Here is a 24,104-nt window from a genome sequence, read left to right as displayed (position 1 = left end):
TGGTGCCAATCGTGCTTTGGGCAGTTTAGCCTAGATGGATGAGAGATAAGCAGCCCTATCATCAACAGATACTCGGGATCGAGTCACTGTGGAGTGTGATGTCGGTTGAAGAGGGTGAAGTCAGGGTCCGGGTGGCAAGGCCTGCCGCGGCTAGCCCAGCCAAGGCCCGATCGTGGTCGCGGTCGCGACCCACCTGAAAGTTCATCCAGGGCTGGGCATCGCTGGGCCCTGGGATGCCCTCAGCAGACGACTGGCTTGCGCGGCGCCTCACGGAGGCCCCCGAGATCCAAGGCAATGGACTGGGCGCAGCCCGAGCCGGCATCGACCATGGTCATGCTCACCGAGTCATCGACGGCCCCGACGGCCCCGACGGCAAGAACGGTGCCGACATCCCTGGCGAGCGCTTGAGCAACCGCCCAGATATCTTCGACTGCAGCGGTTTTGTGTGCGGCCTGCTTGCTAATCTCCTGAAGCGCCGTCGCCATCGGATCCGATATCCGTATTCTGCAGCAAGGCAATATACCGGTCGTACCTGACAGTGCTGTAGAACGTATTGTATTGCCGACCTCGACCGATATCGCGCCAAGGTCATGTGGCCCAAGAGTCACCGCTTTCGAGGCAAACACTCCGAACAGTATCCGGCTACCCGGAACAGACCCAGCTCGACCTCGTTGCAGATCGCGCCTGCCCCTGTCTGAATCGGATACACACCGACTGCGGGATTGTTCATCGGAAAACCCCCTGCTTACAGCTTCGATCTCGGTACGAGGTGGTACTTCTGGTCACTGCTGTAGTGCGGCTTGGTTGGCAGGGCGCCCACATAAGCCAGCGCCGCGTCCGCTCCCGGCGCTCCACAGTTTGCAGCTGCAACCACAGCGGCAATGAACGTCGCTGGGTAGGCCTCCGCCTGCGCAAAGTTTCCATGGAAGTCGGATACGTTGTTCACGCACCGGCCGCCCCACGTGCCACCAACCCTTGCGTACTGCGCCGCCACAATATCGTGGGCCTCTTGCACGGTGGTCGCTGCGAGCAATGCGTTTGCTTCTGCATCAGTCCACTTTCCATGGGCGCTGTCCACGAGACTGTAGTACAGCATTTGCGAAAAATCGGTCATGAGATTACCGTTCGGGTCTTTGCACATCAGGCAGTAGTGCGTAGCCAGCATGACGTAAGGATGTTTGAACCACTCCATCGGCAGCTTGGCAACGTACTGGGCAAACGGCTTCCACTCGGGCAGCTTGTACGACACCGCATCCAGCGTCATGGACAGGTAGTTCTGCATCCACTCGGCCATGCCGTGGTAGCCGGCGGCTTCGCCTGTCCCCGCGTACGAGACCACCGTGTCGATGATGCCAAAGGGGTTTTGCGGCAGCGCATTGGCAATGACCAGATTCCGGGCCGTTTCCGCCGCGAAGTACGCGGTGTCGGCACTGACGTAGCTGGCCATGAACAGGTTACGCAGGCACCATGCGAACCGACGTTGCGCACTATGCACCACGCCACCGGACGCCGTGTAGCTCGGCCCAATCTCCATGAGCGGGAAGTTCGCCCAAAAACTCGCATGCTCCTTGTCCCGCGCTGTACCTGTAAGCATGGCTGAAAGCAATGTGTAGGAATCCAGATGCGCCCCGTTCGGGATGAACCGGCAACCTGTGGATTTCCAGATACTCTTTGGAGGCACAAGCGTGGCCCCGTCAAACGCGCCGCTGTAGGGAGCAACGGGATTATGCTTGATCCCGCGCTGTTGCGCCGGAGGCAGGAAGTTAGCATCCGGGTAGACGTTCCGATCGATAATTCGCCCAGTGGACGGGTCGCAGAAGAATATCGGCCACGCACCGTCATGGTCATCAGCGCGCCGCACAACCGCCCAATCTTCTGGCGTCTGGTTCATGAGGAACCCTACGTTCCACTTCGACATGTATCCAATGTCCGGACGCTCACCACCCGGCCCCATGTTCGTGTACTGGGAAAGCCCAACGCCGTTGAAGCTGTAATCATATTTTGAGTCTTTGTATAACGGCTGTGCCTCTTTCGTGTAGCTCGGCAGCAGCGACCAATCAATGTCTGCGCCCGTAGGGATGGGCGCCTGAGTGCCATAACGAATCGCCGGGTTACGACAACCGCGCCAAAAGTCCACAGTGCCATCGGCTTTGCTGCTGGGTGCATGTGGCACCACCACGCCGTCGTACATTACTTCGAGCTGGCAATTGATGTAATCGTACGCGTTGTCAAAGCGGCACGCCCCCACTTCCACGCAGTCCGCGTAGAACCATGCAGTCAGTCCGGCATGCGCATTCCCTGCCGCATCGGTGAGCTTGACGTACTTGGCGGCAACCTTCGGATCGTCACCCACGCGCGCCTGAGCGAACCATGTCCTTCTGGCCCCATCGATAACCGTCACGACAGCGAGGTGCGCGCCCTCCGTTACCGGCGGCGGAGCTGGCGGCGGAATGGGCGGTCCTGGCGATAGATTGGGTGATCCTGGCGGAGTTGGCGGCGCGCGGCCAAACACACGCCGCAGCGGCACCAAGGCGGCGAGGCCCAGCAGACCCAGGACGGTTTGCAGGAAACGTCGGCGCGAAGACGGACTCTGTTCTTCCATCACACAGTCTCCCGAGGAGTGCTGTCGCAGATGCCATGATGAAACGAAGCGATCTTAACGCAACGCTGCCGTGTCAGCGAGCGTTCGCCCAATACGGGTACGATTCGTCGCCATGGGCGTCACCAACGGAGGGCTTTCTTGCAAGGAAAACGCTTGCACACGCCACCTGCATCTACACCGCCAGCATGGTCCATCGCGGCGTGTCAGCGCGCTCACCTCCAAGAAATGGTTGATCGAAGCGCCCTACCGGATGATTCTTCTTGCACTCGTTCACCTTTCCAGGAAATTGAAACCCCTGCCGGGAATACTCGTCGAACCCACCCTGTCGTATTCCAGTACTACATCACGGCTCTGGTAGTTCTTCTCGGGGGTCCAATCCATGTCTTGTTTGCCACGCAGGGGGATGCCAATAGATTCGAGGGATCGGAATCCCCCCGTCGGGCACTCACAAGCCGCATCGCTGGTAAGTGTCGCGGCACGATCAGAAGCAGGTATCGCACGCCCTCGGCTGGCACAGATGGAGTTGAAGCAGGTCGATGAACCACATGCCGGTGGTCGGTAGAGAGCATGGCCCCTCTTCTTGCGTCCGCTACGTGCCCAAAGCGCACCCGGCGTGAAATTTGCTGCCTTGACGCAGCCGTGGCCAGTATTGAGAGCAGGGCGAAACCTGGAACCACCCGTGCCGATCACATCATGCGGATGCCTGACGCGCGCGTGAGGCACTCGTTCCCGGCCTCGTGCATGCTCACGATTCTCCAAATCGATGCGGCCAGGCGCACCACGTAATTCGCCAAGCCGTCGCAGTCGCGGAAGACGCCGCGTCAACCCTCGGTAGAAGGTTCGCACGATGTAGCGGGCGGTAAACGTGCGATCCGGATGGTCGAAGTAGTCACGGAAGATCTCGCTGCCACCACCGTCCAGCGCAATGGACCCGTCGGCGGCTTGCCGCAACCCAGTTCGGCGGTCGGCACCCCGATTGTAGATGTCGTCGTTGGGCGGGCCATCGAAGAACAGCGTACTCCGCCCGACGGCACTTCCTAATTGAACCCACCGGGTACAATCCGACACTCCTTCAGCACTGGTCTGTCGATGGCTATCCGAGACCTCTTTGACGTCGTGCGACCCAAAGGGTTCTATCGCCCTGACATCGACGGCGTGCGTGCACTTGCAGTGCTGGCGGTAGTCGCCTACCACTACTCGCCAGGGAATTTTCCGGGTGGTTTCATTGGCGTCGACGTCTTCTTCGTCATCAGTGGTTACTTGATTACAGGAATCCTCGTCAAGGCAATCGAGGACAACGACTTCCCGACCTTTCGTAGTCTGCTGTCGGATTTCTACCAGCGCCGCATACGCCGCATTTTCCCCTCGCTCATTCTCGTGCTGACTGCCTGCCTTGTCATTGGCTGGCTGGTACTGTTTTCCTCGGAATACGAGCGCCTTGGAAAGTATGTCGCGGCGGGCGCCGGTTATGTGGAAAATTTTGTCTTGTGGAACGAAGCCGGCTATTTCGATCACGCATCGATCGATAAAACGCTGCTGCACCTGTGGAGTCTGGCAGTAGAGGAGCAGTTCTACATCGCGTGGCCGCTGCTTCTCTGGGTTATCACCCGCCGGCGCTGGCCGCTGCTTAGATCCATTGCCCTGATCGCGGCAATGACGTTTGCGTTGAACGTATCACTCGTCTTCGGCGGTCATATCACACATGCCTTCTATTCCCCAGTCTCACGCACCTGGGAGCTTATGGTAGGGGCATGGCTCGCAGTAGCGCACCGACATGGTGTGACATGGTTGTCCAGGTGGAGTTCTGTCCAAGCGTGGGGAGGGATGGCCCTCATCGTTGCAGGACTTTCGCTCATCGAGCCAACCAGCGCGTTCCCGGGCTTCTGGGCGCTACTTCCCGTGCTCGGCACCGCGTTAATCGTCAATGCGGGGCCGAATACATTCTTGAACGGACGCTTGCTGAGCTGGCGCCCGGCGGTCTGGGTGGGACTGATAAGTTACCCGCTGTACCTGTGGCATTGGGTGTTGCTCTCGCTGATGGTCATCGTGTTTGGCGACAACAACCCGACGTTTCGCCACGCATCCCGGCTCGTGCTGGTGGCGGTGTCGACCCTGCTGGCCTGGCTGAGCTACCGCTACTTCGAGGACCCAATCCGCAGGAGTCGGCGAGGATTTACTTCAGTCGGCCTCACGGCCGCCGTTTCGATATTGGGTGTGGCGGGCTTGGCCGTTTACGCGGCGTCAGGGGTGCCAGATCGGCCAGCAAGTCTTGTTTCCGTCAAGGCCGAAGAGTATGTCAAATCCATGCAGCTGGGCGCCCTTGCCGACTCCCGCGATTGTTTCAATCCCCAGACAAGAATGACGCTTCTGCAGAAACGGGGCCGTGACGCGTACTTGCCGGACAAATGGTACTGCGAGATTGGCGACACACACTCCAAAGCGGTAGTGCTGGCTTACGGTGACAGCCATGCGAGAGCCATGATCCCGACCCTGGACAAGTACGGCAAGGCTACCAACACGAGGATTGTCTTTTCATCCATCGGGAGTTGCTTGCCACTGACAGACGTCATAGTGCGCACCGATTATCCGAATGCATGTCGCGAATTGAGCGAGAAAGTAAGCCACTTCGCCAACGAAGCTCGACCAAAAGCAGTCGTATTGATCGAAGCTTGGGCAAGCTATATGGGTACAGGAGAGATTCATATCCAACACTCCAGCACGGGCGCGCAAGCGTTGCGCACCGCGTTGAACGAAACGCTTGGCTTTTATCAGAATTTGGGAATCCCGGTGGTGCTCATGGAGGACAACCCGCACCAACGCACGTCGGTCCCCAAGGCGGCCATCCGATTTGCCAAGAATCCCTCTGACAAACAATTGAACGCCAGTGCGGTGACCCGACCTAGATATGAGCAGCAGCAAGCGGGAGCGAATTCGATACTCAAATCGGTCGCCTCGCAGTACTCGCTGGCATCGGTACTGGGGGTCGGCGACGCGCTGTGCAACGCAGATATATGCCCGTGGGCTACGCAGCATGAGTTTCTCTACTATGACTCGGGTCATCTGAGCGAAGCGGGATCGCTGCAGGTCTATCCGGTGTTTGCCGCACATATGAACGCAATATCGAGGCACCGGCCATAATGAAGCCTGACTAGCGTCGAACCTCAGCTGGCATGCCCCTTCTCCGGTCGCGAGCATGGTTGGATTCCCGCTCCCCCCCCCTGCTTGCCCCAAAGGGACTTCCTTCGGTCGGAGGGAGGGCTGGGAAGAGGGTGCTCTTGATTCACCAGCAAGAGCACCCCCTCACTTGAAGGACTCCCTGCGCTCGCCAACCTCCCCCTGCCAGGAGGAGGAGGAGGAGGAGCGAAATCAACTACTCCCGAGCCATACTGATTCTGCCGCAGGGCGGCGTCCCAAGTCGCCGAAGATACATATGGGCTGTATCAGCTGAGGTTTGGCGCCAATCAGATGGTGAAAACAGACCGGATAGGGCATCATCCCTTCGTACCTTGGTTTGAGGCCTTGAGAAGTGGATCGTGTTTGCTGCCGACGGAATCCGGCGCGGCAGGAACGCGAACCGAGACGTGAACCTGGAGACGCATGCACTATCCCGCGACTATTACGTCGATTATCCATAGGCGGACAGCCGGCTAGAGTATCCGCCGCCACACTACTTCGACGGCAAGGGCGCGTCCCAAGGCACGTTCATCCGCCAATTGAGTAAGGTCGAGCAGTGAGTCCATGCGCCACTCGCCCGGCAGCAGCGCGCGGTAACGGTGCCACACCGCGGGTGCGACGCGCACAGTCCTCAGCCTTCGTCGTGCGGCATTGATCAGCGGGCGCAGCAACACCGGACGAGCACAGGTCGTCCACTCGGCCAGTCGTGCCTTCCAACCCGGTCCAACATCAAAGCGAAAACCATAGGCCGAAGGTTGCGCTGCGATACCTGGATGCAGTGCAGCGACCAGGCGGCTTTGAAAGGCACCCGCATTCTTCCAGCGCAACGGCACCTGCAGAGCCATGCGCACGGACTCCAGATCCACCAGCGGCGTCGCGTAGTACCCGTGGCGCACCGCCACGCTGTTGTTGACGCCCATCCAATAGTGGCAGCGGAACAAGGGGTAGAGGAGCTCGATCTGCGCGCGCGAGAGGCATTCGTCCCCAACCGCGGACATGCCCGCGATGTTCCGGATCGACGCCGCAAGCCGCGTTTCGTAGCGCGCCAGGCCGTCGAGGTCACGAAACATGCCACGGCTGAATCCTCGGTAGAAGGTTCGTACAATGTCACGGGCGGCAAAGGCACGGTCCGGAAGGTGGAAGAAGTTGCGGAAAATCTCGCCGCCGCCACCATTCAGCGCAATGCGCCCGTCGGCAGTTTGCTGCAATCGGGTGCGTCGGTCGGCGCCCGGATCATAGATGCCGTCGCTCGGCAAGCCATCGAAGAACAGAGTGCTTTGCTCCAGCGATTCGATGTCCGGCACCGGCAAACTGCGATTCATCACCTCTTTGTCGATTGCATCGAGTGCAAGGCCGGTCGCACCAGCCACTGTCCTCGCTATCGCCACGTCGGCGGAATCGGAATCGCCATACACAAATAACCGCGGCTGCACGCCGACCGCAAGCAACCCTGCAACAATCAGACGCGAGTCGAACCCGCCCGACAAAGCCGTGTTGACCCGACCCGGAAAGGCCGCAGCCACTTCGGTCGAAACAGTACGCAGATGTTCGGTGATGGCCTCCACAGCATGGTCCGGCGAGCGGAACTCAGAGGCATGCACATCGAAACCGTGGGGAAACCGCTGCCACGTGCAGCTGCGCCGAAGATCCTGGGCATGGCCGAGGGGAAGCAGGTCGACCCCGCGCGCGACCGATTGGCAAGAATGTGCCGCCCCCAGCAGCACGTATTCAATCGCCGAGGCCGCGTCAAGTTCGACGTGCTGCAGATATGCACAGGTGGCCAGCCAACTCGTGCTGAAAAAATAACGATCCGCACTGGCGTAGATGCGTATGAACCCCAACGCGTCATTCAGCAGCCAGGTGTGCTCGCCCGTATTGAGGAACAGCGCGAAGTTGCCGCGCAATGCGCCTTCTTCCAGGCGCCCGGTCGCGCGAACTTCGTCGAGCAGTATCGCCAACGCGTTCCGACCAAAATGACCCCGAAACCACAGTGGGCCGACGCAGCAAGCCGCCCCCGATGGAGTTTGAACGACACAATCCTCTACCTGCCGCTGTTCCGGGTGCCCCCATGCAACAACGCTGCCTCCGCCCCACTCCATTCGCGTGGCACGCAAGAACCCTTGACGCTCCAACGAGCGGGCAGCACGGACTTCCCCATTGGGGTCACCATTAACAAGGAAAACCGACAGCGCGTTCAGCACGGGTATGAGCAGCGAGCCGAGACGCAATAGAAAAAAAGCGCATTCAGGCTCATGACGTCATCGTCGATGAGTTACGACTGCCGTTCCTATTCAACGCTTCGACCATGCGTCTGCCCTCCAGATTCCGCCCTGTTCCCTTGCAGCACATCGTTCACCGCTGATCGTATTGCCAACATGACCGGGAAGTTCAATTCTGAAGTGCACCACTCGGAGTGGTAAATCGGCGCAGGTGCGGCAGCCTGCACAGCTTCTGGGCCAAGACTAATGCTACCGGATTCAGCACATCAATGGGATGGCTTTTCTTGGCGCGCGAGACCGGCGCGGATTTGAAACGCGCGGCGACGAAGATCAATCGCAAGCTTCGGTGAAACCTCGACAAGGCGCCCAAGTATCAAGCGCGTGCCGCACAACGCCAGGGCACAAGGTGCCGGCATGCGGCGAACGCGCAACCATGGGTGCGTGACGTGGGGAATCAGGCCGTGTCAGGTAACGCAATCACGTGTCCATGTGCATCGCACGATCCAGCAGCCGAGCCCAACTTAACCGGTCGAGGTCGACCGCAAAGATGCTGGCGTCAACGCGACGAAGCCAATCTCGCGTGATTGGCCTGACGGCACTATTCCATATAATGTCATTTCTCCGGTATCTCCGCCCGCAACACGACATCTTCAATTTCCGACCCGGATCCGACCCTATGAACCACCTCAAAATGCTTATCGTCTCCCCTGCGAAACAGAGTCCCATGGTTGGCACGGTCTTCGTGAGTACGCACCACAAACAGACTGCCGTGGGGTCTACGCAGGTAGCGTCCTATATTCGCAATCATAGTTGAAAGAACAGTGTGAGAAAAATATCCGTTGTTGAGCACGTTTGCTGCGCGAACGAAATCAAACTTCGCCTCAAACGCACTGTTGTACCGGCTTATGTCGTCGGTGCACATGGTGATACCTGCTTTGGCCAGCGCACGCGGGGTAACCAACTTCACTTCGCTGATTCCGGCGTTGTCCGGGTTGCGCAATATTCGATGCACCCGGCGGGTGAATAGAGCATTGACGAATTTACGCAAGATGAAAAGCCCGTTGTAATAATCTTTGCGTGTTACCCAGGGCTTCATGGTGACGAGGGGCAAATCGAACCTGAGCGGAAACCCGCTAGGTTCGACCAACGCGTGGCATTTGGGAAAGACCCTCACCAGAAGGGCGTCAATCAGAATGTCGGTGCCGAGAATCTCCACTTCGAGCCCGCCCTGACGCAGATCGTCGTACAGCTCGACGGTACTTATGCCGGAAGAAACCCCGACATCCAAAATCCTGGGCGCTGGCGGCGCATGATGCTGCAGGTATTCCAGGAGGTACGGGTTGATGTCGGAAAAACGGTCGTGAAATGTAGTCTTGTAAGTCTTGTTTCTCGTCATCAACGAGGTGAAAAAGTCCTCCTCCATGCGTGGAGTAAGCTGCTCCGATGGAGTTTCGAAAAACGTCTTGGCTGCTAGCATGGAGTTTGTTTACCCCGTTAATATTTCATTTGGGCAGACTATCCGAAGACGTTCCGATTATGCTGATTCCGCTCGTGGTTAGCGACGTTTACCACTAGCGCTGTCCGTCAAGAGTTTGCGATGCTTCGGCGAGCGGGCCCGCAGAAGCCCCGCATCCGGAAGAGCTTCAAGTGCAAACCTGATCGAGCAAGGAGGCCAGTAGTTCCGACCCTGCGCGCCGTGAATAATGGGCGACCACGGCGGATCGTGGAGTCGGAGCAGTCCCCTCGGTGAGTGCGCGGAGGAATCCGGACAGGCCTGTCGTGATCGCATCGACGTCATCGGCCGCCACCAATTCTGCTCCGCCTGAGTCGCGCAACAGGGTCGCGGTGTCTCCGTTGGCTCCGACCAGAGCGAAGATCGGCTGCCCAATTCGCAGGTACTCGTACACCTTGGCCGGTATCTGCAGGTCGAACTTGCTGCCCTGGAACAGCAGCAATCCATCGGCCGCGGCCTGCTCGAGCAGCGCTTCGTGGTTGCCGATGGGCGGCAGCAAGCTCACCATTTCCCCGAGCCCCAAACGTTGTATTTCGCGGGTATAGGCGGCCACCGAACCACTCGCTCGAAGGACGACCTGGAGAATCTCGGGAGTTACGCTCCCCAAGTCCCTGAGACGCGCGAGTGCGGCGAAGAATGGACCTGGGTTCCGGCCCTCTGGATACAGGAGGCCGCTGTGCAGCAGGACCAACGGTCGCCCGGTTCGTGGAGGCGGACGACCGAGGTCGGCGAATACCTCCTCGTCATATCCGTTCGCGATGACCGTCAAACGGCCAGCCCGGCAAGCCTCAGGGTAGAGCTCGGCACACCACTGCATCGCGCCGGGAGTCGTGAACACCGAACGCGCCGCGTGCGATAGGACACGACGCTCCCAGCGACTCTGCGACCTTACCGCCATCGGGTGCTTGCCCGCCGTTGAACTCGCCACCGGGTCGCGAAAATCCGCGATCCATGGAATGCCGGTCAAGCGATGCAGCGTGTAGGCGACGCAGTGGGAGGTCATGATGGGAAACGTCGACCATATCGCCTGCGCACGATGGCGCTTGATCAGACGCAATCCATTCCAGACTGCGGCGGGCCACCAACTTGCCCATCTGTCGGGTAACGCAAGAATGGGCGGGTACTTGCCCATGACCGCCAGGTGACGTTTGGCATCCAGCGCGAAGGCGCGGTATACACTGCACTTTTCGGGTATGGATCGCACGCTGGCGGGATCAGTTAGTTCGTACGCGCCTGGGGTCGCGGACAGGACCACCGGATCCCAACCGAACTCGGGCAGGTATTTCGTAAATGCCAAGAGCCGCAGGTGACCGCTGCTCAGTGCGGACGGGGGAAAGTGGAAACCCGTCATGATCACGGTCTTGTTCATCACTCGATCCGGTCGTTCATTTCGTGCTAGACGAGTTCAGGAGCGTTTCGCCCGCTGGCAACCGGGGCAGTGACGGATCGACTGTTCGGTGCGCAGCGGTCGCGGCGACCTTTGCGATCACCAACCCATGCAAAATGGCACACATCGCCATGATCTGGTAACTCATATCAAAGTAGCTCGAGGTGGTCGCGAGGCCCGCGGTCATGAATGCGAGCAGGCTCACCTGAAGCATGGAAGCAAGGTCGAACGCCCATTTCTCCGCTGGCACCTTGCGCGTCCGGCGCCGCACCTTGGCGCAATACCGCCAACTGGCAACCAGAAGCGCGATGAACAGGACGATCCCGGGGAGCCCTTGTTCACCAAGCACGCGGAAGTAAACGCTGTGGATGGCGCGCGGCTTCGCACCCTCAGGCCCATAACGGCCCCACATGGCGTTACTTTCGGAAACATTGAATCCACCGCCAACCAATGGACGGTGAAGCGTGACGTTGGCGGCAAACTCCCACGACTGCACGCGCGTCTGGAAACTGTTGACCTGCCCGGCATTTTGGATCGTGTCCATGCGTTTCATCCACTGCGCGGGCATGAAGTTGTAGGCCGTCATTCCCACCGCCACAAGGGCGATCGCAAGCGTTATCATCCGGCGACTCTTCAGGAACAGGGTCGCGCTTACCACCGTAAACGCAACGAGACCGCCGCGTGAATAGGTACCCAGTATCGCGACGCCAGTGAGGAACATCGCCAGTCCCAGCCCGACCTTCACCAGTTTTTTTGAGGTCTGAAGCTGGAGATAGCGCATCAGCGGAAGGACCATGCACAGCGCCTGGGCCAGGTCGTTGTTGTCGGCGATGAAACTGCCGGCAGGTCCAAGTACGTGATTGGTGCCGCCCTGAACGATCGTAAACACGCCCCCCTTGATGCCATAGAATCCGAGCGAAACCACGATCACCCATACGAGCCAGTGCATGCGTTCACGGGTATTCACCAGCATCAGTGTGGCGAACACCAACACGAGCGTCTTGGCGAAGTCCTGCCATCGTTGCCACGCGACATCCGGCACGACCGCGAAGAACGTAGTGAATCCCGTCCACAACAGGAACAGCACGAGCAGCACGCTGACCGTCGACCTGGGAATCCGCTTGCTTTCCTTGCTGACCCACAAACTCAGGAGCGTGATGACGGCGATCAGCATTACCCACGGAAAGCCGTAAGCAAAACCGTAGGTCAGCCGATGGGGGTTCATGTAGCCGAGCCATGACCATACGAGCAGGCCCACATAGGGCCGCATCAGCATGATGGGGATCATTCCGAAGATGAACAAGGCGAGGGCAATGTCACGCATGTCGCTAGTCCGTTTCGAGTTGCAGCATGAGCGCATCCATGAAGAACTTCGCTGCCCAATTCGGATAGCGGTTCTTCATATAGCCCCCTTTCAGGGGATGGGAGCCCGGCATTCCACCGCGCACGCCGCCATCGACGGCAGTCAGGTTCTGGATCGACAGATTGAAGCCGATGGCGCGTCCCGCCGCCGGTTTCCAGGAGGCATCGCCGGTTGCCGCCGCCAGACGATGCCAGATGATGGCCATCTGCGCATTGCCAGTCACACAGGTCCAGCGACTCGCAGGACGCCAGGCTGAGTCCAGCCGACCGGGCAAGGCTCCGTCGCGGCGCTGGGACAGCGCGACGGATCGGGCCATACGCGCGGCAGCGTCCACAAAAGTGCCGTTGGCAGCAATTAAGCCGACTTCCAGGATGCCGCGGGTCGCATAGGCGATGGTATGCGTGAGCGGCCGCTCGTTGTCTTCCAAATCGTTGTTCTCCAGCCAGCCATTGGCACGCATCTGGGTGAGCGCCCACTGCACATTGTGCACTGCTGCATCCAGATAGCGCGGCTCTCCAAGGGCGTGACCGACCTTGGCCAGCGCGAAGGCCACACGCGTGTTGTAGGTATTCACGGCATGAGCGGCAAAGGGCGAAGCGAAACTTCGCCAGGCGCCATCCGGATCCTGCGCGGCCACCAGCCAGTCAGCTGCGCGCACTGCCGAGTCACGAAAGCGCGCATCCTGCGTTTGCTGCCAGGCGGACAGCCAGCCAAACAACACCTGCCCTGTATTGAAGATAGTCGGCACGATTCGCGAAGCGTCCATCGTGCCGGCGCGTACGCCACCGTCCCGAAGCTGAATGTCGGACTCCCATGCTGCCATGCGCCGGGCCCGTTCGCGATACTCATGGTTGCCGGAGAAATCTGCATAGCGAAAGAAGGTGGGAATGATGTAACCGGTGGTCTCAGGATAGGCACCCGCCCACTGGCATTTCGCCACATCGTAATGAGCGCTGACGCCGCCGCAACCACTGGCGTCCTGGGCGCGCGACAGCCATTCGGCCGCTGCTTGCAGTCCGCCGCGCGCATCTGCGGGCGGGCGTGTCGATCGCCGGGACAGGAATCTGGCTACCACGTTCAAGACTTGCTCCTGGCAGCGTGCGATCGTGGCATCATCTTCGCAGTGCGGGCTTGCAGCACATGCCGGACGCGCTGGAAGCCTTGAACCAGAAATGGCACGGGATCATTCCAACGCCACAATGCGTCGCACACACCGTCAACACCGTCAAAGCCTTGCCCAGACCCCTGATGCTGGGCGGCGGCAGATTGCTCGTCGTCGGAACGCACATGCCAAGCCAGTGATCGCGTCACCGGTTCCGACGCGGGCCCGGACCGATCCATTTCGGCGCAATAAGCGGCGTATGGCAGATTGACACCATTGAGGGTAGCCACCTCTTCCTGGTAATCCGTGCGGCCGATGGTCGGCTCCACCATGCGGAAATCGCCGCTGCGCGCGTCGCGCTTGTACTCCATCCCGGCCATTCCGATCACGCCTGCGTTCTGAAAGAATCGTGCGGTCATGCCGGACAGCTCCCCATGGGCTTCCGGAGCCGGCATGCAACTCGCCGTACCACCCACCTGCGGCGGCCAGGAGCGGATCTTGCGCCCGGTGAACGACGCCGTCACCTGCCCCTGCCTGTTTAGATATTGCAGGCAGAAATAGATATTGGAATCTGGCCCCTCGGTCCACTCCTGCACCACAATATCAGCCATCACTGGCAGGATGCGGCGGATCAACTCGGTGCCTTCCGCGACACTCTCCACCCGATAAGCTTTCTTGAAATGCTTCCCGTATTCGGCATGCCGCTCGCCCGGCTTGATCACTACCGGATAGTTCAGACTCTCAAGAGCAGGCAGATCCTCAAGTGAGCGAATGTGCACCAACGGCGGAATGGGGCTGTCTGATTGTTCGGCGAGACGCTGGAAACTCAGCTTGTGCTGCAGTTTGTCCACGACGTCAATGGGTGGCAGGCTGAAGCGATAAAGAGCCGACAGCCGATCGCGCTCATGCGAGATCGTCCTGACACTTTCCTCTTGCGTCAGAAACAACACCGGTCGCAAACCGGAAAATTGCCCGTCCCCCAGACGCACGAGCTCTTCGGCCAGCGTTTCGCCATGCAACGCGCCGATCTTCAGGGCCTTCGCAGCGCGCGTGTACATTTCCGGGCGCAGCTCGTTGCAATCAAGTAACCAGACAGGTACATGCGCGCGCGCCAGGCTGCGCGCCACACCCAGGCCATTCAGACCCGCGCCCAGTACCACCGCAGGCGTATCAATGGCCATGCAATCGACCCTGTTTGACATGCCGTTGGCGACCGAGCACATCGGCGTAGACGGTGCGGTAACGCGCCGCGCTGGCTTTCCACGTACGTTCACGCTCCACGAACGCGCGGCCGTTGCTTGTCACATCGTCCCAGGTTTCGGGGGTCTTCAGCAGATTGATCAAACAAGCCGCGAGGGCCTCGGTCGATCCAGCGCGGAAAAGATGGCCATTGTAGCCATCGCGAATCAGCTCGGCATGGCCACCCACATCCGATGCCGCCACCAGCTTGCCCAAGGCCATGGCCTCAAGTGGTTTCAGCGGCGTCACCAACTGCGTCAGCCGTCGAGGGATGCGCGGATAGACCATGACATCCATGACGCTGTAGTAGCGGCCCACTTCGGCATGCGGCACGCGCCCGGTAAAATGCACGGCGCCTTCAACGCCAAGCTCAACCGTCATCGTTTTCAAATGGTCTTCGTACGGCCCCCCGCCCACCAGCATCAGTCGTGCCTGTGGTTCGGCATGCAGCACCTGCGGCATCGCCTGCAGCAGTAGTTCCAATCCCTCGTACGCGTAAAACGAGCCTGCGAACCCCAACGTCTTGCCGTGCGTGAGTCGGTATTGCTGCGCCAGCGTCGCATCGGCTGAGGCCTTGAAATGGAATTCGGATATATCCACGGCGTTGGGAATGACGGTGATCTTGTCTGCAGGAATTCCGCGTTCCAGCATGTCGCGGCGCAGACCCTCGCAGATCGTGGTCACGGCATCGGCGCGTTGCAGCGCGCGGGTTTCCAGCGCGCGCGTCAAGCGATAGCGCAGCCCCCACTCACGCGCTGTACCATGATCGGCAGCGGCATCCTCCCAGAATGCGCGGACCTCGTACACCACCGGAATGCCCGCAGTCCGACCGACTGCGAGCGCAGGCAACGCGTTCAGCACTGGCGAGTGTGCGTGGATGATGTCTGGACGCACGCTGTCCACTACTTCGGCAAGCCGGATGCGCAGCGCTCTCATCAGGAAGGGGTACTGGACGAGCGGCAACCGCGCCAGCATGCTGGTCGCCGGCGGGGTGCGATAGAAAATCCAGTCGTCAATATGCTCTTCGCGTTCCAGGCCATTGCCCTGTTTTGGGCTGGTCAGTTGAAACGTTTCCCATCCCATGGCTCGCTGCTCGCTGAGAATAGCGAGCGTTCGGAAGGTATACCCACTGTGCAGGGGCAGCGAATGATCGAGCACATGCAGGATGCGCAACGGACCGTCATCGAACGCCGTCGCCGCCGAGTGTTGCCGTGCGATGTTCACTGCGCCGGTCATCGTTCCACCCCGGGCCCGGGGCCATTCGCAGTCGCCAGCACCTGCGCATAAAGTGCATGCTGCGCTTCCACCACGGGCTGCCAGCCGAACCGCTCGGCAAAGCCGCGCGTGGCAGCGCGTTCCGGCGACCGGCCCTGCAACCCCAGCCATGCGGACGCGATCGCATCGGCGCTCCGCTGCGCGGCAATTTCGCCGGCCTCCGGCGCGCTCAACAATTCGGTGACGCCATCAAAAGGCGCGGCAATCACCGGCGTGCCGCAGGCCAGGGATTCCAGCACCACGTTGGGCATACCTTCGTGGCTCGATGCCAGCACCATCGCGTCTGCCGCGTTGTAGTAATCACACAGCTGCGCATGCGGAACATTGCCAAGAAACCGCACACGAGTACGGACACCCAAACGGTTGGCCAAATCCCACAAGCGCGCCTTCTCGGGGCCTTCGCCCGCAATCAAAAATGTTGCGTCGGTCGTCTTCGCCAGCGCCGCAAGGGTAATGTGCACGCCCTTCAGTTCGATCAGGTTCCCCACCGCCAACCAGACTGGACCAGCAAGATCGAGCCTGGCACGGATGGCACTGCGATCCAGCGGCTTGAAGCGCTCTAGATCAACACCGTTGCGCAGCGTCACGACCTTGTCTGGACTCACACCCAGGGCGTGGACTTTATCCTTCAATGCGCCCGATACGGTCACAATGGCGGCGGCACGTTCCGCCGCCCATCGGATTTGCCGCGCAGGCAGGCGATATCGCGCAATCACATTCACATCGCTGCCGCGTGCGGTGATCACCACCGGTTTGCCCATCGCTGCGCCGAGGCGCACCGCCGCTACGCCGTCCGGATAAAGGAAATGTGCATCGACCAGGTCGAAATCAGTCCCGTTGGCTTTCATGGCCCGGAGCACCGGCAGCAGCGCGCAGTGCATCAGGAATGGCGTGACGCTCATGCCCAGTTTCGGGATCACCGGATAACGTGGATGCAGAATCTGGATTCCATGGCGCTCCTCATACTTGGGCACCCTGGCAAATGTCGCGTAAGCGCCGAAGCGCCGATGCCGAAACGGAAACCACGGCACGGGCGCTACAACAGTCGCGGCAATCCGGCCGGAATCCACCAGGTGCCGGAGCCGCTCTTCCACGAATACGCCGTGGCGCGGCCGCTCGGCATCCGGATAGAGGCTGGTGAAAACCAGCAGGCGAATCTTGCGCTGGCCATCTGCCTCGACCCTGGTTTCGGCACCAGGGGACGTCGCATTGAATGCCTTTTTTCCCGGCGACTCGACACCATCGGCCGCGAAAGAATTGACCGGCTCGGTCTTCATGGCGCGACCTCCCCCAGCGCCGCTGGCGTCTGGGCGTCATCTGGGTAAAAGCGGGCAACGGAGCTGTTGCGCAAAATTCCCAGGATGCGTTCGATGACCTGCGGCGGCAGTTCCGAGCGCCAGCGTTGCGCCGAGCGCTGCGGATGCTTGAAGACACTATAGTAATCAGTGTTCGTCCCCTGGGTGCTTGCACGGACGAACTCCTCCGTTTGCGGGTGCCACTCGAGAGCTGCAAACTGAAACAGTTGTCGGGTCAAGGCGAGCGGCTCGGCGCAGATGTCTTCGTAGCGCAATGTGAGCACGCGCTCGCAGTTCGCGACATCGGCAAGAATCTTTTCCTGTATCAACACCCAACGCCAGGTCAACCGTTCCTCTGGCGTGAGCTTTTCAATATCATCCAGACTGATGTGGTGTGTTTTCGCGGCAGGCGTGTCCAGCAGCATTTTCAGCAACCAAAGATCATCTTCCCCGGGGCCGCTAAACCGCTGCGTCGCTTCGCCGCGCAATATCGACGCTATATAGCCGCACGGATGCCGCATCAGATGAATTCCGCGGGCATCCGGAAGCGCCTCGATGCACGTACCCAGACGTCCCGACGACTCAACGGACTTCCACACCAGACGCACTCGATCGCAGCCCGCGGCCGTTGGGCGGTACAAACAGGGAAAGTGCCGGCGAATCCGACTCGCGGCTTTCGCGCCAATCACGCTGGCACGATAGGCCGCCAGCGCGGCAGCGGACTGGTAGCTCTTGGGAAACAGCGGTTGTTTGCCCACCACCTCGGGAGAGCGCAGCCTCGGAAGCTGGTCGACAAACCGTTCCAGCTCAGCGCGATACCCGGGCGCATCTTCCTTCCCGGGAAACAGCGGCATGGTCAACCGCCGCACGCTGTCCGGTTCATGGCGGTAAAGCGTGTCCGGATGGCTGTCCAGCAGCTTGCCGATCCAGGTGGTGCCCGAGCGTGGCATGCCGAATAGCAGAATGCAGGGATTCATGGCGAAGCCCCAGCGGTAGCAACCGCATGCATCGAGTTATCGAAAAACGCGGCAGTCGCGGGCCGCTGAATGTAACGCAGAAAGGAGTCCAGCATCAGCAGGCTCCACAGTGTCGCGCTGTGATCGCGCTGACCTGCCATATGTTGTCGCACCAGCCGATCGAGCGCGGCGGCCTCAAAACAGCCTGAATCGGCGAGAGCCCCGTCCTTGAGAGCATGTTGCAGCTGCGCTCCCAGCGGGCCGCGGAACCACGCCGCAAGCGGCACACGGAAACCCATCTTGGACCTGTACAGCACCTCGTGCGGCAAGTCCTGTTCGAGCATCTTCTTGAAAATGAACTTGCCTTCGCCGTGTCGTAATTTCATCTCAGGCGGCAGGCTGGAGGCCCATTCGACCAACCGCTGATCGAGCACAGGCACGCGCACTTCCAGACTGTGCGCCATGCTGGCCCGATCGACTTTGGTCAGGATGTCACCGGGAAGCCAAGTCTTGAAGTCCAGGTACTGGGCCAACAGCAACGGATGATCGGTGGGCGCACGCATGGCATGTTCACGGAATACGGTGAGCGCGTTGTAACCCTGCAGTTCGCGTTTGAAGGCAGGGCTATAGAGTTGCTGGCGCATCGCCGCTGACGTGATGCTGACGCTGTGGAAATATGCCTCCACATCATCACACGCAAGCCCCTGCAGCGTGGTTTTGGCACGAAGCAGGCGTGGTGCCCAGTCGGCCTTGGGGTAGGCTCTCCCCAGCAGGCCGAACAGCGGCTTTCTCAGCCCTGACGGCAAGCGGGCGCGCAGACCACTTTCCCACGTATGCAACCGGTAGCGCCGGTAGCCGGCGAAATTCTCGTCCCCGCCGTCACCGGAAAGCGCCACCGTGACGTGCTTGCGCGCCAATTGGCATACCCTCCAGGTTGGCAGCGCGGAGCTATCTGCAAACGGTTCGTCGTAAATTCCGGCGAGCGTATCCAGCAAATCGTAATCCTTCGAACTGACGTGTTCTTCGAAGTGGTTCGTATGGAGGTATTCTGCGACTTGCCGCGCGTAGGCGGTCTCATCAAAACCGCTGTCGTCAAAACCAATGGAACAGGTGTTGACCGGCTCCCGCGTCGCCCGGCTCATGCTCGCTACCACTGCACTTGAATCCACACCGCCCGAGAGAAATGCTCCCAGTGGTACGTCGGAGACCATCTGGCTTGCCACGGCGTCATCCAACAGGCCGCGAAGCCGCCCCGTCGCCTCATTCACGCTCACGCTGTCGTCGATTTCAAAAGGAAAATCCCAGTACTGGCAGGGGGCCGGAGCGGGTTCGCCCGCTCGCCAGCTCAGCCAGTGGCCCGGTTGCAACTTGCAGATACCCTTGTAGATGCTTTTTGGATCCGGCACGTAGCCGAGCGCCAGGTAATCCTCCAGCGCCCGCGGATCGAGCTTGCGATCCACCTCGGGATGCGCCATCAGCCCCTTGAGCTCGGACGCGAATACGAAATCGCCGGTGCGCGTGAAGCCGTAATAAAGCGGCTTGATGCCGATATGATCGCGTACGAGGAAAATACGACTCGCACGCATGTCCCATACCGCAAACGCGAACATGCCCCGCAGCCGTGTCAGACACGCCTCGCCCCAATGCTGCCAAGCGCGTAACAGCACCTCGGTGTCACTGTGACTGGTGAATCCCACGCCCTGCTCTTCCAATTCGGCTTTTAGCGATCGAAAGTTGTATAGCTCGCCGTTGTAGATCAGCGCTAGGCCGGCGGCTTCGTCCACCATCGGTTGCTGTCCATGACTCAGATCGATGATGGACAGGCGGCGATGCCCCAAGCCAACGTCCTTGCCGAGATACAGTCCGGCATCGTCCGGTCCGCGATGAAGCTGCGCATCCCGCATGGCGAGCAACACGCTTTCATTCACGCCATTGCTGTTATGCGATGAGACAATGCCGGCCAGTCCGCACACGGATCAATGCTCCTTCCGTTCAGTCAATTCGGAGGCCGGTTTGGAGTGGGGACGTGCAGGCCCCCCGTGCAGCAATTCATCATAAAGCGCGGTGTAAGCCGACACCATCTCGTTCAGGCTGAATCCGGCTTCCACGCGTGCACGTCCGGCGTGACCGTGCCGCGAACGCAATGCTTCGTTGGACACATAATTCGCCAGGGCTTTAGCCAGTGCGTGAGGACTGCTGGCCGCAACCAACAATCCCGTGACCCCGGAAGACACAACCTCACTCACGCCGCCGACCTCGGTCGCCGCTACGGGTAGGCCGGCTGCCATCGCTTCCAACAGAACGCCCGGCATGCCTTCAGCGATAGAAGAAAGCGCAAAAATATCGAACTCGGGAAGGATCGCGGGTACGTCGTTGCGATTGCCCAGAAGATATACTTGCTCGGAGAGCCCAAGATCAGTGATTTGCGCCTCAAGCATCGAGCGCTGCGGCCCTTCACCGACTATAACCAGGCGCAGGCGCTCTCGCACGTCGGGCAGCGATTCGCACAGTAAATTGAATGCGGAAACCAATCCCGCCTGATCCTTGACCGGATCCAGCCGACCGACGCTTCCAATCACGATTGTGCCGGGCGGCGCGAAGGAACTCAAAATGGGGCGCACTTCGTTCTTCCGTGGAGCAATGACATAGTTCGCTGGATCAATGCCGTTGGGAATGAAAACAACCCGTGACGGATCAATGCCAACTTTTTCCGTCAGCCAATCTTGCAGATCCCTGGAAACCGTCAGATATCGGTCAATGAACGGCAATAACCAACGCCGCAGATTGCGGTATTTGCGGCTCTCTCCGCGTGGGTCGCTTGCATTCCGCCCACGCTCAGCGTGAACTATGTGGCGAACACCCGCAAGCTTTGCCACAGGGGCCGCGTCCAAGGCACCGAAATTATAGCTATGCACCAGATCCGGTTTTAGTTTTCTCAGTGCCTTCCACAACCTGAAATAGCATGGCCAGTCCTTGCCGGGCCTTTTATTCAGGGCCAAGCATGGCACGTTTGTATCCTCAATCTGTTCCCGTAACGCGCTGAATCCATCAAGACAGATCACCGCATGGCGGTATTGCAGCTGGGTACGGTTGATCATCGTCACCAGCACACGCTCCATGCCACCCGTTTCCAGCCGATAGAGGACGTGCGCGATCAGTGGTTTGCCATTCATGGCTTGTTGCCTGCGCTGGCACGACGGTCAGGCACATCCGGCATGCCTGTCCCAGGCAACATCTGTGCGAAAGCACGGAAGTTCGTCCGCGCCTGATCCGCATCCCCGAGACCGATCGGCGACGACAAAGCCCACACCGAAGAACGCGGTACGCGCCCGCGCAGTACATCCCACGCCTGCATCAACTTGGTCAGCGCCGGCGATCGAGTGCAACGGCGATCCACGCAATACCAGTACCAAACCAGCCGTGAACCTGTTGTGCCACTCAACCGCAGTTCCCCGACAACAAGGCTCTGTCCATCAGCCAGATCGAGCTTGCGGCTGGCGCTGCTCAGAATCTGCGAGTAAGCCGGATCGTAAAGGTCGTTTCCGTAGGTAATCAGGGTATGTTCACGGCGCGGTTTGCCGACATAGACGGCATGAAACAAGTCGACGACGTCGCCGTGGGCCGCCGATCGATAGGACGCTCGTACCTGCCCAGTCGCCCCCTTGAAGATCGGGCCCCAGCCGTCTTCGGCAGCCATCGGCCCGGTCCAGCCCGCGACCGCCGGAGCCGTCAGGTGCATCGCCTCCGAAGGCACGCGTGACTCGGATTCGGAGGCAAACATCGGACCCACGATCAACAACACGATCGCCGCCAACCAGACGATGCTGCGCGCGCGTTCCAGCTTGTCGCCATGTGCGGGGGCAGGCTCGCGCATCACGAGGTGGTCGCGGAAAAACCAACCGGCCAGCAACAGCAACACCAATACCGTTCCGAAGAACTGCCAACCGAAAATCAGATGGTCCGTGCCGCTGGCGTATTTCATGCCCCACGTCTCGCCGATCAAAATAGTGAAATACACTCGCAAGCCGTTCGCGATGACGGGCACCACGGTTGCCAGTGCCACGAACAGCACCCGCTTCCACCAGCGCTGGTACATCAGGTAGGCATACAGACAGCCGAGTGCGCTGCAAGCCATGAAGAACTTCACGCCGCTGCATGCGTCCGCCACCATCCATGTTGCCGAGGGCGTGAGGATCTGCCGGCCGTCGAGCAGCGCCGGCATGCCGGTCAACTCCAGCGCGCGCAGGGCAAAATGAGCCGTGATGTCCTGCAGCGGTCCCACCAGCGCATCGCTCCAGGGAACCTCAAACACCACCATATAGCCGAGTGGGAACGCCAGCACCCACAGAGCGCGCCATCCCCAGCAGGTCAGCACCAACGCCGGGAACAGGGCCACGAACGCGAAATGCTGCGCCAGATTGACATCCAGTAAGTGGCCGGCATACCAGACAAAAACCAGCATAGCCACCGCGGCCAGACCCCAAACGCTCGGCGCTGGCGGGTTCGCCCGCACTTGATGGCGCAAGTTGAATGCCGTCCACAGGCTCAACGGAAAGATCAAAAAAGCATACTGATACGTTCCATCGTGATCCCAGACCCACACCAGCGATTGCGCCGTCTGCCAGTAACAGGCCAGCAGAGTGATGGCTGCGGCGACAAAGGCAGCCGCAGCCAGTCCCCAGCAGGAAGCGCGCGTGAAGTTAGCGGACCCGGCTTCGATCACCCTGCTCATGAACATGCTTCCATACCGTCAGCACTCACGGCACGTACGGATGCCGTATCGCGCGACGCATCACACAGTACGTTCTCGTAGATGTGGAGATTGCGCACCCAGTCATAGCGGGACAGAACCTTCGCGCGGGCCGCCGGCACACGCATGGCTTGCGGCGCATCCAGCCAACGCAAGGCTTCCGTCGCCAGGACCTCGGGCATATCGCTGATGCAGCCCTGGCGACCCTCGAAATCCTCGATCCCCTCCCAGGCTTCAGGTGTTGCCAGAAGCACCTTTTCCATGGCCATGGCTTCCAGCACCTTGTTCTGGATACCCCGGGCAATCCGCAACGGCGCCACCACGGCATACGCATGCGCCAGCCAGGGCCGCACATCCTCCACCCTCCCCGTGACCGTGATCCCCGCGAGCTGGCCCAGCGCACGGACAGCTGCTGTCGGCTTGCTTCCCACGATGTAAAAGCGGGCATCCTGCCGCCGGGTGGAAATGCGCGGCCAGACTTCACGAGCGAACCACTGCGTCGCATGCACGTTGGCGCGGTAATCCATGGCACCCACGAAAACGATTGCCCGCTCCCCGGGCTGGTAGGGATCGGGGTAGGTGCGATGCGGATCCCAATACTCGGTGTCCACGCCATTGGGGATGCCATGCACCTTGTCCGCCAATGTCGGCACCTGCTGGCGAAAAAAAGACGCTTCGGCTTCCGAGACGAACACGCTGGCCTCGAATTGCTCGGCGATCGCGCGCTCGAACTCCGCCAGCCGCCGCGCTTCCCGCCGGTAGATCATCCGCGTCAAGCCACCATGATTCTGCGCGTACTGGCGCCATTTGTCGGAATCTACATCCACGAAATCCATGATACGGCGCAGTTGCGCGTGCCGCATGACAAATGGCGCAACTCCGGACGAATAACACAAGACCAGATCCAGCTTGTGCTCGGCCAGCAGCCGTTCGACCCAACTTCGCATGACGCGGTCGTGGTAAACCCCGACTGTGAGAGCTTCGCCCCGCATCAGCGAGACAAGCGCACGCCAGCAGGAATGCCAAGGTCCCAAGGGGCGGATACAAACCTCGGCACACAAGGACTCGACAGGTGCAAGGTACTGCCAGTCCGTCGGATCGTCGACGAATGTGCCTAGATACACGTGATAACGTTCGGCGAGCCAGCGCAATACATGGTACGAGCGAATCTTGTCGCCCTTGCTGGGTGGCCAGGGCAACCGGTGGCAGAGGAATAATACCGATCGCAT

General features: G+C 60.2%; 16 protein-coding genes. 1 reads left to right on the top strand and 15 read right to left on the bottom strand.

Annotated features, from left to right (window positions below; all coding sequences use genetic code 11):
- Positions 1-239: 239 nt before the first annotated feature.
- Together ACFPPA_RS00895 and ACFPPA_RS00890 are read right to left on the bottom strand one after the other, a co-directional pair.
- Positions 240-485 (bottom strand): hypothetical protein, encoded by a 246-nt coding sequence (locus ACFPPA_RS00895; protein WP_377316348.1) that lies wholly within the window; start codon positions 483-485, stop codon positions 240-242.
- 260 nt (positions 486-745) lie between these two features.
- On the bottom strand, positions 746-2,602 hold the full coding sequence (locus ACFPPA_RS00890) for a hypothetical protein (RefSeq protein WP_377316346.1): 1,857 nt from the start codon (positions 2,600-2,602) through the stop codon (positions 746-748).
- Between the two features lie 1,089 nt (positions 2,603-3,691).
- Between ACFPPA_RS00890 and ACFPPA_RS00885 the strand changes: the two genes are divergently transcribed.
- Complete coding sequence (locus tag ACFPPA_RS00885) at positions 3,692-5,740, top strand: acyltransferase family protein (RefSeq protein ID WP_377316344.1); 2,049 nt, start codon at positions 3,692-3,694, stop codon at positions 5,738-5,740.
- A 509-nt stretch (positions 5,741-6,249) separates the two neighbouring features.
- Here ACFPPA_RS00885 and ACFPPA_RS00880 read toward each other — a convergent pair.
- The 13 genes from ACFPPA_RS00880 to ACFPPA_RS00820 form a co-directional block, all read right to left on the bottom strand.
- Positions 6,250-7,734 carry an asparagine synthetase B family protein gene (locus tag ACFPPA_RS00880; RefSeq protein ID WP_377316342.1) on the bottom strand — a complete coding sequence of 495 codons (1,485 nt, stop codon included), beginning with the start codon at positions 7,732-7,734 and terminating at the stop codon, positions 6,250-6,252.
- Positions 7,735-8,608: 874 nt separating this feature from the next.
- Positions 8,609-9,472, bottom strand: coding sequence for an ATP/GTP-binding protein (locus ACFPPA_RS00875; RefSeq protein WP_377316340.1), 864 nt, complete (start codon positions 9,470-9,472; stop codon positions 8,609-8,611).
- Positions 9,473-9,638: 166 nt separating this feature from the next.
- A complete protein-coding gene (locus ACFPPA_RS00870) occupies positions 9,639-10,877 on the bottom strand; it encodes a glycosyltransferase (RefSeq protein WP_377316338.1) in 1,239 nt (412 codons plus the stop codon).
- A gap of 16 nt (positions 10,878-10,893) precedes the next feature.
- On the bottom strand, positions 10,894-12,219 hold the full coding sequence (locus tag ACFPPA_RS00865; RefSeq protein WP_377316336.1) for a putative O-glycosylation ligase, exosortase A system-associated: 1,326 nt from the start codon (positions 12,217-12,219) through the stop codon (positions 10,894-10,896).
- A 4-nt stretch (positions 12,220-12,223) separates the two neighbouring features.
- The gene (locus ACFPPA_RS00860) at positions 12,224-13,333 is read right to left on the bottom strand and encodes a beta-L-arabinofuranosidase domain-containing protein (protein WP_377319414.1); all 1,110 of its coding nucleotides are present in this window, start codon (positions 13,331-13,333) and stop codon (positions 12,224-12,226) included.
- 2 nt (positions 13,334-13,335) lie between these two features.
- Positions 13,336-14,541, bottom strand: a complete 1,206-nt coding sequence (locus ACFPPA_RS00855) for a carboxylate--amine ligase (protein ID WP_377316334.1) — start codon at positions 14,539-14,541, stop codon at positions 13,336-13,338.
- Positions 14,531-15,835 (bottom strand): TIGR04063 family PEP-CTERM/XrtA system glycosyltransferase, encoded by a 1,305-nt coding sequence (locus tag ACFPPA_RS00850; RefSeq protein WP_377316332.1) that lies wholly within the window; start codon positions 15,833-15,835, stop codon positions 14,531-14,533. The genes ACFPPA_RS00855 and ACFPPA_RS00850 overlap by 11 nt, the downstream gene beginning before the upstream one ends.
- Positions 15,832-17,151: a glycosyltransferase family 4 protein gene (locus tag ACFPPA_RS00845; protein WP_377316330.1), complete on the bottom strand. Its 1,320-nt coding sequence runs from the start codon at positions 17,149-17,151 to the stop codon at positions 15,832-15,834. The genes ACFPPA_RS00850 and ACFPPA_RS00845 overlap by 4 nt, the downstream gene beginning before the upstream one ends.
- Entirely contained in the window at positions 17,148-18,146 is a 999-nt protein-coding gene (locus tag ACFPPA_RS00840) for a sulfotransferase family protein (protein WP_377316328.1), read from the bottom strand. Before ACFPPA_RS00840 ends, ACFPPA_RS00845 begins: the two co-directional genes overlap by 4 nt.
- On the bottom strand, positions 18,143-20,098 hold the full coding sequence (locus ACFPPA_RS00835; RefSeq protein ID WP_377316326.1) for an XrtA/PEP-CTERM system amidotransferase: 1,956 nt from the start codon (positions 20,096-20,098) through the stop codon (positions 18,143-18,145). Before ACFPPA_RS00835 ends, ACFPPA_RS00840 begins: the two co-directional genes overlap by 4 nt.
- A gap of 3 nt (positions 20,099-20,101) precedes the next feature.
- Positions 20,102-21,298, bottom strand: a complete 1,197-nt coding sequence (locus ACFPPA_RS00830) for a TIGR03088 family PEP-CTERM/XrtA system glycosyltransferase (protein ID WP_377316324.1) — start codon at positions 21,296-21,298, stop codon at positions 20,102-20,104.
- Positions 21,295-22,857, bottom strand: coding sequence for an exosortase A (xrtA, locus tag ACFPPA_RS00825; RefSeq protein WP_377316322.1), 1,563 nt, complete (start codon positions 22,855-22,857; stop codon positions 21,295-21,297). The genes ACFPPA_RS00830 and xrtA overlap by 4 nt, the downstream gene beginning before the upstream one ends.
- Complete coding sequence (locus tag ACFPPA_RS00820; protein WP_377316320.1) at positions 22,854-24,104, bottom strand: TIGR03087 family PEP-CTERM/XrtA system glycosyltransferase; 1,251 nt, start codon at positions 24,102-24,104, stop codon at positions 22,854-22,856. The genes xrtA and ACFPPA_RS00820 overlap by 4 nt, the downstream gene beginning before the upstream one ends.

Source organism: Rhodanobacter ginsengisoli (assembly GCF_042657065.1).
Classification (GTDB): Bacteria; Pseudomonadota; Gammaproteobacteria; order Xanthomonadales; family Rhodanobacteraceae; genus Rhodanobacter; species Rhodanobacter ginsengisoli.
Note: the sequence above shows the minus strand (reverse complement) of the source record. Positions and strands in the feature narration are given on the sequence as shown.

Coding starts and splice junctions, on each gene's coding strand:
- ACFPPA_RS00895 (WP_377316348.1), bottom strand. CDS start 485: ATGGCGACGGCGCTTCAGGAGATTAGCAAGCAGGCCGCACACAAAACC.
- ACFPPA_RS00890 (WP_377316346.1), bottom strand. CDS start 2,602: ATGGAAGAACAGAGTCCGTCTTCGCGCCGACGTTTCCTGCAAACCGTC.
- ACFPPA_RS00885 (WP_377316344.1), top strand. CDS start 3,692: ATGGCTATCCGAGACCTCTTTGACGTCGTGCGACCCAAAGGGTTCTAT.
- ACFPPA_RS00875 (WP_377316340.1), bottom strand. CDS start 9,472: ATGCTAGCAGCCAAGACGTTTTTCGAAACTCCATCGGAGCAGCTTACT.
- ACFPPA_RS00870 (WP_377316338.1), bottom strand. CDS start 10,877: ATGAACAAGACCGTGATCATGACGGGTTTCCACTTTCCCCCGTCCGCA.
- ACFPPA_RS00865 (WP_377316336.1), bottom strand. CDS start 12,219: ATGCGTGACATTGCCCTCGCCTTGTTCATCTTCGGAATGATCCCCATC.
- ACFPPA_RS00855 (WP_377316334.1), bottom strand. CDS start 14,541: ATGGCCATTGATACGCCTGCGGTGGTACTGGGCGCGGGTCTGAATGGC.
- ACFPPA_RS00850 (WP_377316332.1), bottom strand. CDS start 15,835: ATGACCGGCGCAGTGAACATCGCACGGCAACACTCGGCGGCGACGGCG.
- ACFPPA_RS00845 (WP_377316330.1), bottom strand. CDS start 17,151: ATGAAGACCGAGCCGGTCAATTCTTTCGCGGCCGATGGTGTCGAGTCG.
- ACFPPA_RS00840 (WP_377316328.1), bottom strand. CDS start 18,146: ATGAATCCCTGCATTCTGCTATTCGGCATGCCACGCTCGGGCACCACC.
- ACFPPA_RS00830 (WP_377316324.1), bottom strand. CDS start 21,298: ATGAATGGCAAACCACTGATCGCGCACGTCCTCTATCGGCTGGAAACG.
- xrtA (WP_377316322.1), bottom strand. CDS start 22,857: ATGAGCAGGGTGATCGAAGCCGGGTCCGCTAACTTCACGCGCGCTTCC.
- ACFPPA_RS00820 (WP_377316320.1), bottom strand. CDS start 24,104: ATGCGATCGGTATTATTCCTCTGCCACCGGTTGCCCTGGCCACCCAGC.